The organism is Sulfurimonas sp. (genome assembly GCF_028694895.1).
GTDB lineage: Bacteria > Campylobacterota > Campylobacteria > Campylobacterales > Sulfurimonadaceae > Sulfurimonas.
Genome location: NZ_JAQVKA010000047.1, coordinates 1 through 12,996, shown reverse-complemented (window position 1 = coordinate 12,996; position 12,996 = coordinate 1). Strand labels below are relative to the sequence as shown.

Below are 12,996 nucleotides of genomic sequence, written 5' to 3'. Positions count from 1 at the left end.
AAGCCTCTCATCGCTGATAATACTGATCCTTGCAGGATTGGAAACGTAGGTCGCTGCCTAGTTGATCATTTACTTCTTCTACAAACTTTAACTCTTTAATTAATCAACCTTATTTACTAATCAATCAACCAATATTTTTTATCTTAATTAATCAATTCTAAATTTAGCAACTGCTGGTAAATGGTCTGAATAACCTTTTCCTTTATGTTTTCTTACCTTTGCACGAGAAATTTCCCATCTATATATATTATTTTTTTTGAAAAGATATTCTTTATTGAAGTTAGTGATGCTATTTTTAACATATGACACGTCCTTATCATTTAAAAGTGATTGAGATATCAAAATATTGTCTAGTACCTCTTTTTTACCTCTATATATATATGTGTATCTTTTTTCTTCATTTGTATCGTACCAGAGGTTGTAAAAACTCTCTTTATGATGAGTTACATTAGAAGCCAAATCTCTTTGATTTATTGTGCCTAAGATATGATTGATGCCTGTTACGCCACCTGTATCGTTATGCTCTCTTTTTCTTTTAAATTTTAGATACTCTTCATAGTCTGAGTTAAAATCTCCAAGCAAAATAATATTTTTATCAAAACCTATCTCTTTTACACGTTTGATTAAACTCTTTGCACAGAGCACTCTTTGGCTCTCTGCGCCAGATTTTGATTTCCAATGATTTACAAAAACATAGAACTCTTTACCATCAATTTTGAATTTTGTCTCTAAAATATTTCTATACTCATATGTCTGAGTTACGCTTATCTCTTTGGAATAAACAAAAGGAATTTTACTAAGTAGAGCAACTTTAACAGTTGTATTTTTTTTATCTGCAATGCTATAGTAACCATAATAGAGGCCGCTCTGTTTTAGTGCAAATCTCAAATCCATAAGTGCTTGAAGTGACTCAACTTCTTCAAGCGCTATTATGTCTGCATCTATATCTTTTATCACATGAGCAATATTTTTGAGTTTTATTTTATAATTTTTTTGATTCCACTGCGAGCTGGAGTTTGGTATATACTCTTTATACTCATTGCCACTTGTTTGTAAATCAAAAAGATTTTCTACATTATATGTCGCTATTTTCAAAATAGTTTCTCCAAAAAGAGATGCACAAAGGAACAGCGATAAAAGTAGACTCTTCATTAGATGATACCATTTAGCCTCAATAAATTATCTGGATTTGGCTCTCTTCCCATAAATTCTCTATACAGAACTTCCATGCTCTTTGATCCACCACTTTTTAGAATAATATCTAGATATTTTGTTGCACACTTTGAATTGAAAATCCCTTCATCAACAACATTAAAAAAGGCATCAGCACTTAATACTTCAGCCCATTTATAACTATAGTATCCAGCTGAATATCCACCAGCAAAGATATGAGAAAAACCATTTTGGAACTTGTTATACGATGGTGGTTTTATAAGCGCAGTTTCTTCTCTAATAGAGTCTAGAAGACTTTGTATTTCACTACCATTATAAAGCTTTGTATGAAGCTTAAAGTCAAAGATGGAAAACTCAAGTTGTCTTAACATCCCTAGTGCTGATTGGAAGTTTTTGCTTTTAACTAGCTTCTCTATCATGCTATCTGGGATAATCTCTTTTGTTTTATAGTGAGTTGCAAATAGTTTTAAAACCTTAGGTTCGTAGGCAAAGTTTTCTAAAAACTGAGATGGAAATTCAACAGCGTCCCACTCAACACCATTTACGCCACTTACACCATTTTCGTTTACTTCACTTAACATATGATGCAGAGCATGGCCCATTTCATGAAATAGAGTAACTACATCATCGTGTCTTAATAGAGATGGATTTTTACCTTTTGATGGTGGAAAATTACACACTATAACGGCAGACGCTAACTGTTCGTTGCCTTTTTCATCTATATGGTGTGAGGCAAAATTATTCATCCATGCACCGCCCTGTTTGCCTTTTCTAGCTTCTAAATCAAGGTAAAGTCTGGATTTTAAAGAGCCATCAATATACAAATCATAAGAGAGTGCTTTTTTATCCCATAACTCTTCGCTATTTTTTTTAAAAGTGATATTAAAGAGCTTATTTAAAAATTCAAATGTGCCTTCTAAAACGCTTTTCTGCTCAAAATATGGGCGATACTCTTCTTCATCTATATCATACTTCTCTTTTTTAAGAAGCTCACTGTAGTAAGCTGTGTCAAAACTTTTAAGTGGCTTTTTTGCCATCTCTTGAAGCTCTTTTAACTCATTTTCTGCTTGAGGCTTAGAATTAGAGATGAGTTTTTCTAAAAAGCCTATAACGCTTGACTCATCTGTTGCCATTTTACTAGCAAGTGAGTAACAAGCGTAATTATCAAAGCCGAGCAGTCTGCTCATCTCATCTTTTAGTGATAAAAGTTCATCAATTATCTGTGCGTTTTGAGGTGCTCTTGTTACATATGCGCGGTAGAGCTCTTCTCTTATCTTCTCATTCTTTCCATATGTCATATAGGCTATATATGAGGGCATTTGAAGTGTAAATTTATACTTAGTTACACCATCTTCTTTGATCAACGCATTAGCCAAATCGCTTTGTGGTATGCCCTCTACATCTTTTGCATCAGTGATGATATATTTGTACTCATTTGTTGCATTTAATAGATTTTGGGAGAAATCATTAGTTAGTGAACTCTTTTTTAAATTTATCTCTTGAAGTCTCTTTTTAGTCTTCTCATCTAGATGTGCGCCGCTTAACTCAAAGCCCAATATATTGAGCTCTAAGACTCTCTTCTGCTCTTGATTTAGACTTTTTTGCTCATTTTTATAAATCTCTTTATAAGCGTTATATATATCTATGTTTTGTGAGAGTTTTGTTGAGTACTCCGTGATTATTGGCAGAGATGCAGCATAAACCTTTTGTGTTTTAGCACTATTTTTTACAGAGTTTAGGTGTGAGAGCTGCGTAAAAAACTGCTCTAACTTCTCATCCATCATCTCAAGAGGCTTTACAAAATTTGCAAAAGTCTTATCTTTTATCTTTATAAGTTTCTCTACATTTTTGTTGTTTTTTTCTAATTTCTGATTTAGCTCTTTTATGAAACTATCCAAATCTACTTTTAACTCTAAAAATTTACTCATTTATTTAATCCTCTTCATCTCGTTTTTGTTTTATTGCATTGAATTTTGTAATTAGTATATCATCATACATATCAGAGTATTTAAACAGCCTCTCAAATGCAACACGCCCCTCTTTAAGTGTTAGTGATGAATCAATTATAAGGTGTGAGAGATAGATGATATTTTGATTTATACAAAAGTGCAGATATGTAAATTTTCTATTTTCATCAAGAAGATAGTCATAAATACTCTCAATATTTTCTTGTGGTATAACACAAAGTTTTGACTCTCCTATGATGACACCATTTTCATAGTAAGTTATCTCTATCCTTGCAGTGCCATAGTCTATGCGCCATGAGGCTTGTGAACGCCTTGCTAGAGTAACATTTATCTCAAGAGAGTCTAAAATCTCTTCTAGGAGTTTTGTGCTTCCTGTTGGTTTATACCCTTTTCTTCTAAGCCTAGCAATTTCTAGTTTTATGCCGCATCTTGGACAGTAGTCATCTTTTATATCTTTTTCATCAATGAGATTTTTACAAGAGTGACATTTTAGGATATTTTTTATATTAAGACTTTTATAGTTCTTTAGAGCTTCATCAACATAGAAGTATGGAAGTGCAAAACCTAAGTTGTTAGAGTCTTGAATAATAAACGTGTTTACGCCAATAACCTCTCCATCTACATTTATAAGAGGCCCGCCACTGTTTCCTGGGTTAATAGCTGCGTCAATTTGCACGTATTCGAGCTCTCCATAAATTCTTGATGCTTTTGACACTATGCCCTCTGTTGCACTGTAATTTAGCCCATAAGGGTGCCCAATAGCTATAACGCCATCTCCATTTTGTATCTCTTTTGTGGATAAAGTTAAAGGATTTTTTGGTCTCTCAAACTCAAAACTAATAAATGCCAAATCGAAATATGCATCATCATAAACTACTTTTGCAATGGAGCGTTTTATCGCCTTTGAGCTAATTACCACCTCTTTAAGTCCAGCGACAACATGAGCGTTTGTTACTATTAAATCATCAATAATAAATCCAGTTCCACTTCCATAAGGAGTCATAATCTGTATAATATTTTCTATATATCTCTCAAGTATGAGTTGGGTATTCATAGTTAAATCTCCTCATAATTAAGATTTTTTAGTTGAAGATAAAAGCTGTTGTTTAGCTCATTTAGTGATGAGAAGTTAAGTTTATCTCCAAAAGATTTTAGCTTTTTAAAACGGCCTTTATTAGTAGTTATTATTGTGTCTACTTTTGAGATAATAGCTCTTTTTGAAAAAACTTGATTCTCTTCATCATATAAAGGTGTATATCCAAGCTCTTTAAAAAAGCTTGGATTTTGAATCTCTACTAAGGTGTGAAGCAACTCTTTTGTAACTTGGTGCAGCCCATAGTTATAAAGTATATACATCGCTATATATTTATACATAGTTGGAATTATTTGGCTGTATCTGTTGTTTTTATACCATCTTATCTTTGAGAGAGACTCTGTTATAAATATATCTATCTCTTCAGTGGATGCTTTGTCTGTTGGATTAAATGTATATTTTGCATCATAAAAATTTTCTCTAAATTCATCAAAACTCATCTCTTGAAGCTCACCAATATACTCTCGTAGTTCATCATTTTTTGCTTCAACGCTCAAGTTTTCTTCACTAAAATACTCTTGAATCTTTTTAGTGGATTTTTTAAATATGGTGTATTTTGGTACTAACATGTAGTCTATTTTAAAAAGAAGGTACAGAAGTATAAAAGACTCCATTCCCGCATGGTCATTTGATGGAAGAGAGGCTATTTTAACATTTATCTCATCAATCCATCTGTGCATAAAGTCATACTTTAAAGATAGTTCTTCTTGGCTTAATGCTTTTAGATGTGATATCTCTTCTATGGGGATATCTAAAAATTCACTCTTTGTATATTCTTTGTCAAAATCTGCATTTAGGGCAATCTCTCTAAGTGGAAAAAATACTTTTTGTGGACTCATAGTAGAGTTATTAAGCGAGAGTTTTAGTTTTATATACTCATCATCACTAAAATAATAAGCATAAGTAAATTGGTAGTTTCGCTCTAAAATAAGGCGTTTTAATGCTACATGCGCAGATGATTTTTTACAAAGAATTGTTTCTGCATTAAGAGTCTCTTTTGTAACTGTGCCTCTGATTATGGCACTTCCTTGATATATCTCAAAAGAAAGAGTATCTTTTTTTCTTTTTATTATTACGTTTTCATTTGACTTATCATCTGAGTAGTTTATAAGAGATTTTAAAAAATACTCATAAGCTAAAAGTATATCTTTTGCTTCAAATGCCTCATACGATTTGTTAAAGAGCTTCTCCTCATCTTTAGAGGTATTTGCGTTTATACCTCTTCCAAATATATGTTTTAATTCATCTTTTGTCTCTAAAAAATGTAACCAGCCCATAGACTCTCTTTATAAAAATTTATAGCTGTATTATAGTCAAAGCATCTTTACAAAAGATTAGCCTAGATATACAAAGGTAAGTCGTATGTGTGCTTTTAAGATAAATAATTACAGTATGTTGAAGACGTTTTTTTGCTTGTGTATATAATAAATCATATATGATACAAAAATATTTTTTGATAAGTAAATCTAAGTTTTTTACGATATAAATCTCTAAAGCATTAAATTTTAAATATAACGAGGTTTATCGTGTCTTATCTAGTTCCTACTGAATTTGTTACTAAAATGATTGACGCAGGTGAGTCAAAAGTTTATATGTCAACAAAAGATACCATAATCAGAGCTTTTATGGCTGGGGCAATTTTAGCACTCTCAGCTGCCTTTGCTATAACAGTAACTATGCAGACTGGCTCAGCTCTTGTTGGTGCTATGCTTTTTCCTGTTGGCTTTATAATGCTCTATCTTATGGGCTTTGATCTCTTAACTGGGGTGTTTGTTTTAGTTCCTTTGGCTCTTTTAGATAAGAGAAAAGGGGTTACTGTGAAGCAAGTTCTTCGTAACTGGGGATTGGTTTTTTTGGGTAACTTTGGAGGTGCAGTACTTGTTGCTTTTATGATCTCATTTATCTTGACATATGGCTACTCCATAGATGCTGGCTTGGTTGGAGAGAAGATAGCAAGTATTGGGGAAGGGCGTACTTTAGGCTATAAAGAGCATGGCGTAGCTGGGTGGTTTACAATTTTTATCCGTGGAATGCTTTGTAACTGGATGGTCTCAATGGGAGTTGTTGGAGCTATGATTTCAACAAATGTAAGCGGCAAAGCCATAGCTATGTGGATGCCAATCATGCTCTTTTTCTTTATGGGTTTTGAACACTCAGTTGTAAATATGTTTTTGTTTCCATTTTCGATGATAATGGGTGGAGATTTTACGATTGCTGATTATATTATCTGGAATGAGATTCCAACAGTTCTTGGAAATCTCATCGGAGGTTTAGCCTTTACAGGATTAACACTCTATGCAACACACGCTAAAACTGGCGCAAAAAGAAAGCTATAACTCTACGAATATGAGTTGTTTTACTTTGAATTTATCCAGATAAGTAGGACTATATTTATGATTGTCATGGTTATGAAAGAGAGTTTGTAGAAGAAAACTTCATGCTGTTTGATAAGAGAGATGTTTTTTGAAAAATAGGGTGCTACTTTTTGAGGGTTTTTTAGCTCATAAGCCATCTCGGAGTAGTGTGCATATCTCTGCTCTTTATCAAGTACGATGGAGCGTAAAATGATGCTATCTAGCCAGTGTGGTATGTTTTGATTGTAAAAACTTGGCTTTTTTGCCTCTTTAAATGAAGGCGTTTGAAATGGCTCTATCTCTCCATAAGGATATTTTTTAGTCAGAGCGTAGTAGAGCGTGACACCGATAGAGAAAATCTCGCTTGATTCACTTATGGCCTCGTTTAAAAACCTCTCAGGAGATAAAAAACTCGGTGTTCCAGCTTTAGAGTTTGTAGAAAAAATCTCAGTTGTTAAACCAAAATCGACTATCTTAAACTCCACATTTTGCCCATTTGTTATCAGAATTATGTTGTGAGGTTTTATGTCGCCATGAACAAGATCGTATTTTAAAAGAAAAGCTGACATACTTAGCAGCACCCCACAAAGTTTTAGGGCATCATCTACTTTTAGAGGTTGCTCATTTAATATCTCGTGAAGATTTTGCCCATTGATTTTTTGCATAACATAGTATCTGTGAGTTCTGTTTTTCGGGATAACTGCTTTTGGAAAAAACGGAGCTTTTAATCTCTTTGCATTCCAAGCCTCTTTGATAAAAAGGTCTAGTATCTTCTCATCTTCGAGAGCAACCTCTGGCGCAAATTTTAGTATATATCTTTTTGTTTTTTTGTAAGCTTCCCAAGTGGTCTCATTTAGTGAGCGCTCAAGTGTGTATCCGTCTATGACATCTTTAGCTTGAAGATTTTGCGCGATACTCACTTTTTGCATCTTTAGAGTGCTAAATTCACTCTTTTTTACTATCTCTATGACGAGAGCTGTTGTGTCATCTGCTAAGTTGTCACTTGTTAGATAACTCGCCTCTTTTACCAAAGAGTGGGCTCCAAGATGTAAGTTTTTCTGCATGTACTCATACGAGAGAGTGTTGTAAAGTCCATCACTACAAAGAAGTATCTTGTCGTTTTGCTCTAAGATATTTTCAAAGTAAAATGGCTCAACACTACCTTGCGCGCCGATTGCTTGAGTAAGTATGTGGCTTTTGTCTTGCTCTATATGGTCATAAGATAACTGCTTTAAAATGCCGCCTCTATGAAGATAGACTCTGCTGTCGCCAACATTTGCTCCATATAGTCTATCGCCTTCTATTACAACAAGTCCTAGAGTTGTGAGAAGTTCGCTTCTCTCATAGTTCTCAAGGCTCTCTTGATATAAAATTGCATTTATTGAAGTTATAAAAGTTTGTATAGATTTTTCTATGCTCCACGCTTTTGGGCGTATTTTAAAGTTGTTAGATAAGTAACTCGCTACTCTTTGTGCTGCTCTGCCACCAGCTTCAGCACTTCCAACGCCATCACAGATGATGGCGATAGTTGTTTGTGCATTTGAGTTTATGGCATAAAAATCATCACTAGTTAAATCTCTGCCTTTAGCAAGTCCAAATGCAGAGTGTTTAATCTCTTGCATTAGATTCTACCACCTGCATTTACACCCCATGTTGTTCTCCATCTTGTTTTTACTAGGCTGATACCGATGAGTGCTACAAGAACAATGAGAGCAAATATCATGAACCCCTCGCTATATCCACCAAAGACCTCTTTACTCCATCCAAAAGCGTTTATGATAAAAGTTCCTCCAAGCCCACCAGCAGCGCCAACAAGCCCTGTCATGATGCCTATATCTTTACCAAATCTCTGCGGTACAAGCTGAAAAACAGCACCGTTTGCCATCCCAAGACTTGCCATGATAAGAAACAGAACTAAAATCGCAAATCCAAAAGGTAGAACCATAAAAGCGTTTAGAAGTGCAAAAGCAAGAACAGAGCCAAAAAAGAGATATAGTGATTTTACACCACCAAATCTATCTGCAACTGCCCCGCCAACTGGGCGCAAAATAGCTCCTGCAAAGATACAAAGTGCCCCAAAATAACCAGCCGTTACTTTAACATTTTGCTCATTTAGTATATCTAGCCCAAACGTGCTCATATCGGCTTGATATGTGTTCATCAGATAGACTTTCATATATCCAGCAAAGCCTACAAAACCGCCAAAACTTACCGCATAAAATAGATTAAACCACCATGTATCTCTATCTTTTAGTAGTTTAGCGTAGTCACGCAATTTCTTTGGACGCGGTGTATAAACCTCTGCTGGAGCATCTTTTGCCATAAAGATATATGTTAAAAAGATGATAGTAGATAAAACAGCGCCTACCAAAAACACGCTCTCCCATCCCCAGATTTGAGCAATTTTTGGTGCAAACAGGAAGTCTATAACAACTCCGATATTTCCAGCTCCAGCAATTCCTAAAACAACTCCTTGAAGTTTTGGGGGATACCACTGCCCAGCCTGTGGAAGAGCCACCGCAAAAGATGCACCTGCAAAACCTAAACCAAGAGCAACTACTAAAAGTTCTTCATAAGTTATGCTACTACCTTTAAAGTAAGCGTAGAACAAAACCAAGATAACGATAAGCTGAGAAGATAAAGCGGTTTTTTTAGCACCAAATTTATCAACTCCAAAACCTAAAACTATACGAAGAATAGCTCCTGCTAGTACAGGAATAGATAGTAGTGTAGCCTTTTGCGTCTCACTGATTAAAAATCCGCCAACCGCTAAAGATTCTGCTATCTCAGTGGATAATGGTCCAAGCATTGTCCAGACCATAAAACTAAAATCAAAATATAAAAATGCTGCTAAAAGTGTGGGCCAATGCCCTTGTCCTCTCAATGCGCCAAACCCTGCCATGATAAATCTCCTATGTTTGATGAGAAAATTATAGTGACAAAATAGTGCCATTGTTTCAAATAGTTGATTAAAAAGTAATCAATTCAATTGCATAAATATTAATCAGTAACCTTTATATAATCAAAATAATTTATCCTATAATTTTTTAATAAAAATATAAGAGGAATTATTATGATTAAGTCTGTATGTGGTTATTGTGGTGTTGGTTGTGGCATCGAATATGAGAGCGATAAACTCAGCGGAAATTCATCTCATCCAATCAACAAAGGCACTCTTTGCCTGAAGGGTGCATCACAGCTGGGTAGTATGGGACTTGATTCGAGATTTACATCCCCGCTGATTCGCAAAAGTGTTGATGAAGATTTTAGGGACTCTTCATATGAGGAGTGCATATCTACTATTGCAGCGAAGATTAAAAGTACCCCAAAAGAGAAGGTTGCCTTCTATCTCTCTGGACAGTTGCTAACAGAGGATTACTACATAGCAAATAAACTTGCAAAGGGATTTATCGGCACAAACAGCGTAGATACTAACAGTCGTACATGTATGGCAAGCGCTGTTGTTGGTTATAAAAAGAGTATCGGTGCGGATTTTGTTCCTCTTAGGATGGATGATATTTTTAGTGCAAATTTGCTTATTTTAGCAGGGGCAAACACAGCAGAATCACATGTAATCTTTCACAATAAGATAAAAAAAGCAAAAAAAGATGGTCTGCGTGTTGTAGTAGTTGACCCTAGATTTACAGAGAGTGCTAAGAGTGCGGATATTTATCTACCTATAAAAGTTGGAGGAGATATAGATTTTTTTAACCTAATATCTAAGAGGCTAATAGAAGAAGAGTTGTATGATAAAGAGTTTGTAAAAAACAGACTAAATGGCTTTAAAGCCCTAAAAGATGGGCTTTTATCTTTAAATAGTGAAGATATGCTTAAGGGTTGCGGCTTAACAAATGAGCAGTTTGAAGAGTTTTTCTCGCTCTACAAAGAGAGCGAAAATATCATCACAGCGTGGACGATGGGGATAAATCAATCCTCTCAAGGTGTAGATAAAAACCTCTCGCTTATAAATACACACCTTCTTAGCGGTAAGATTTTTAAAAAAGGAAATGGTCCTCTTAGTCTTACAGGTCAGCCCAATGCGATGGGTGGAAGAGAAGTCGGTGGGCTCTCAACTATGCTTGGTGTTCATCTTGGTTTTGATGATGAGAGCATAAAAAAAGTATCAAAATTTTGGAATACAAAAAAGATACACAACAAAGCAGGAGTCTGCGCAACGCAGATGTTGGAGGGTGATTTTGATGTTCTTATCATCTGTCACACGGACCCAATTTATCATCTTCCAAACAGAAATAAAAATGAGGCTCTTATAAAAAAGATTCCATTGGTTGTAGAGATAAACGCATACGACAACTCTCAAACCTCGCAGTTTGCGCATATAATGATTCCAGCAACTCCGTGGGGCGAGAAAGAGGGGACTCAGACAAATCTTGATAGAACAATTACAAAACAGCAAAAACTCGGTAAAACATTTAAAAACCTTAAAGCAGATTGGGAGATTTTTATGCTCTTGGCTCAAGAGTTAGGTTATAAAAAAGAGTTTGATTATAAAGAACCAAAAGAGATATTTGAAGAGTATCAGCAGATGACAAAGTTAAATAGCTATATGGATATGAGCGAAGCCTCTTATGATGAGCTCTCAAGTAAGCCCTTTGTTTGGGGAGAGAAGATTAAAGATTTTTTAACTCCATCAAAAAAAGGAAACCTCTTTTTTGTCCAAAATCTAAATCTTAGTGAAGCAACAACTCAGCAGTATCCGTTTTTACTTCTAACTGGAAGAACAAGAGATCAGTGGCACAGCGGAACAAAGTCCGCAAATGTGGCATCTTTAGTGAAATACAAAGCACTTAATTTTTGTGAGATAAGCCCACAAGACGCAGTGAGAATGAGCATAAGAGATGGCGATGAGCTAATAGTCTCATCCATAAGAGGCTCTTTAACAACTAATGCACTTATAAGCCCTAGCGTTAGGGAGGGAGAGATTTTTATCCCTATAAGCAACAGCGATATCAACTATCTAACAAATGATTTGCTAGATTCTGAGTCACTGCAACCAGACTACAACCATAGTGCAGTAAAAATTGAAGTGGTGTATAAAAAATAATCACTAAATTGCCTATTAGGCTTTATGGAACTGCTAAAATTGTGACTATATTCGATAGAGATCGGAGTTACAATGCAAGAGTTACAAAAAGCTTATGACGCAAGAGCAAAAAAAGTAAATAAAATAGAAGAGATTAAAGCGCTTAGAACTCCAAAAGAGGCATTTAAGATGCTGGAGCACTATGCGCAAAATGGTTATGACTCAATTTTAGATGAGGATAAGAGCTACTTTTTAAAATGTTTTGGAATCTATGATAAAGACTCACAAACACCAAAACAGTTTATGATAAGAGTTCGTATAACTGGCGGCTATCTAAATGCAACTCAAGCAAAGGTTTTAGGCGAAATCGCAAAAGATTTTGGAGAGGACTACATAGACATAACTACAAGAGCGCAGATAGAGTTTCGCTTTATAGATATAGAAAATATACCGCTGATTTTTGAGAAGATGAGAGCCGTTGGTATTAGCTCTTATCAGACTGGCGTGGATAACTTCAGAAACATAGTAACAGACCCGCTTGATAGTAGCGGATTTGACAATGTTCTGCCATCATTTTCACTACTAAAAGAGCTTGAGAGTACTTTTTTACATGATTATGAGTGGATTAGCGCACTTCCAAGAAAGTTTAACACTTCAATTACAGGCTCAATCTCAAACAGATGTAACGCTTTTAGCCATGACTGCTGTTTTGTGTTGGCTCAAAAAGATGGTATTTATGGGTACAACATCTACCTTGGCGGAAAAGTTGGCAAAGTTGCAAAAAGTGCAGATATTTTTGTACTTCCAAACCAAGTAAAGAGCGCATACAACGCGCTAACAGATATTTTTAGAAGATTTGGTTTTAGAGACAACAGAAACAAAAATAGACTCTCTTTTTTGATAGAAGCTGTTGGTATGCAAGAGATAAGTAGTGCTATCAGAGAAAATGCTGGAGTTGAGTTTCTTGGTGCTGGTGAGACGATGACAAAGCTTGATTTTAACGATCCAGATCACGGAAAAGTACAGTTGCGTGATGGAACTTTTGGAGTTCATATGGTTGTTCCTGCTGGAATATTTAGCGGAAGCGATTTGATAGAAGTCTCACATGTAAGCGAGAAGTTTGGAAATGGTGAAATTCGTTTTGACATAGAGCAGAGTGTTTATATATTTGGAGTTACTGATTATGACGCTATTTTACAAGAGAAGATATTTCAAAAATACAAAAGTGTAGATTCGCCATACAAAAACCATCTTATAGCTTGTGCAGGTTCACAGCACTGCTCATTTGGGGTTATAGAGAACAAGAGCGATGCGCTAAATATGGCGGAGTATCTCCAGAGGACAGTACCGCTAAGTGATGCAAGAGTG

Annotated in this window: 9 protein-coding genes; 3 read left to right on the top strand and 6 right to left on the bottom strand. The window is 35.3% G+C overall.

Translation table 11 applies throughout. The annotated features are described in order from the left end of the window. Positions 1–147: 147 nt before the first annotated feature. From PHI38_RS06660 to PHI38_RS06645, 4 genes are read right to left on the bottom strand one after another with little or no spacing between them, the layout of a single operon-like run. Entirely contained in the window at positions 148–1,095 is a 948-nt protein-coding gene (locus tag PHI38_RS06660) for an endonuclease/exonuclease/phosphatase family protein (protein WP_299854155.1), read from the bottom strand. Positions 1,096–1,151: 56 nt separating this feature from the next. Next, positions 1,152–3,101 (bottom strand): M3 family metallopeptidase, encoded by a 1,950-nt coding sequence (locus PHI38_RS06655; RefSeq protein WP_299854153.1) that lies wholly within the window; start codon positions 3,099–3,101, stop codon positions 1,152–1,154. A gap of 4 nt (positions 3,102–3,105) precedes the next feature. Then, the gene (locus PHI38_RS06650; protein ID WP_299854152.1) at positions 3,106–4,194 is read right to left on the bottom strand and encodes a trypsin-like peptidase domain-containing protein; all 1,089 of its coding nucleotides are present in this window, start codon (positions 4,192–4,194) and stop codon (positions 3,106–3,108) included. A gap of 2 nt (positions 4,195–4,196) precedes the next feature. Continuing rightward, the gene (locus tag PHI38_RS06645) at positions 4,197–5,510 is read right to left on the bottom strand and encodes a hypothetical protein (protein WP_299854150.1); all 1,314 of its coding nucleotides are present in this window, start codon (positions 5,508–5,510) and stop codon (positions 4,197–4,199) included. Between the two features lie 249 nt (positions 5,511–5,759). Between PHI38_RS06645 and PHI38_RS06640 the strand changes: the two genes are divergently transcribed. Beyond that, the gene (locus PHI38_RS06640; RefSeq protein WP_299854148.1) at positions 5,760–6,569 is read left to right on the top strand and encodes a formate/nitrite transporter family protein; all 810 of its coding nucleotides are present in this window, start codon (positions 5,760–5,762) and stop codon (positions 6,567–6,569) included. Positions 6,570–6,589: 20 nt separating this feature from the next. Here the strand turns inward: PHI38_RS06640 and PHI38_RS06635 are convergent, their stop codons facing one another. Continuing rightward, a complete protein-coding gene (locus PHI38_RS06635; RefSeq protein ID WP_299854147.1) occupies positions 6,590–8,209 on the bottom strand; it encodes a bifunctional protein-serine/threonine kinase/phosphatase in 1,620 nt (539 codons plus the stop codon). Further along, a complete protein-coding gene (locus tag PHI38_RS06630; RefSeq protein WP_299854143.1) occupies positions 8,209–9,489 on the bottom strand; it encodes a nitrate/nitrite transporter in 1,281 nt (426 codons plus the stop codon). Before PHI38_RS06630 ends, PHI38_RS06635 begins: the two co-directional genes overlap by 1 nt. Positions 9,490–9,660: 171 nt before the next feature. Between PHI38_RS06630 and PHI38_RS06625 the strand changes: the two genes are divergently transcribed. Further along, positions 9,661–11,649: a molybdopterin oxidoreductase family protein gene (locus PHI38_RS06625; protein ID WP_299854141.1), complete on the top strand. Its 1,989-nt coding sequence runs from the start codon at positions 9,661–9,663 to the stop codon at positions 11,647–11,649. A 72-nt stretch (positions 11,650–11,721) separates the two neighbouring features. Beyond that, positions 11,722–12,996: ferredoxin--nitrite reductase (locus tag PHI38_RS06620; RefSeq protein WP_299854139.1), on the top strand; the 1,275-nt coding region annotated here is incomplete at its 3' end.

What these genes read in the sequence shown, in the direction of transcription:
- PHI38_RS06635 (WP_299854147.1), bottom strand. Translation starts at nt 8,209, where the DNA reads ATGCAAGAGATTAAACACTCTGCATTTGGACTTGCTAAAGGCAGAGAT.
- PHI38_RS06625 (WP_299854141.1), top strand. Translation starts at nt 9,661, where the DNA reads ATGATTAAGTCTGTATGTGGTTATTGTGGTGTTGGTTGTGGCATCGAA.
- PHI38_RS06650 (WP_299854152.1), bottom strand. Translation starts at nt 4,194, where the DNA reads ATGAATACCCAACTCATACTTGAGAGATATATAGAAAATATTATACAG.
- PHI38_RS06630 (WP_299854143.1), bottom strand. Translation starts at nt 9,489, where the DNA reads ATGGCAGGGTTTGGCGCATTGAGAGGACAAGGGCATTGGCCCACACTT.
- PHI38_RS06645 (WP_299854150.1), bottom strand. Translation starts at nt 5,510, where the DNA reads ATGGGCTGGTTACATTTTTTAGAGACAAAAGATGAATTAAAACATATA.
- PHI38_RS06655 (WP_299854153.1), bottom strand. Translation starts at nt 3,101, where the DNA reads ATGAGTAAATTTTTAGAGTTAAAAGTAGATTTGGATAGTTTCATAAAA.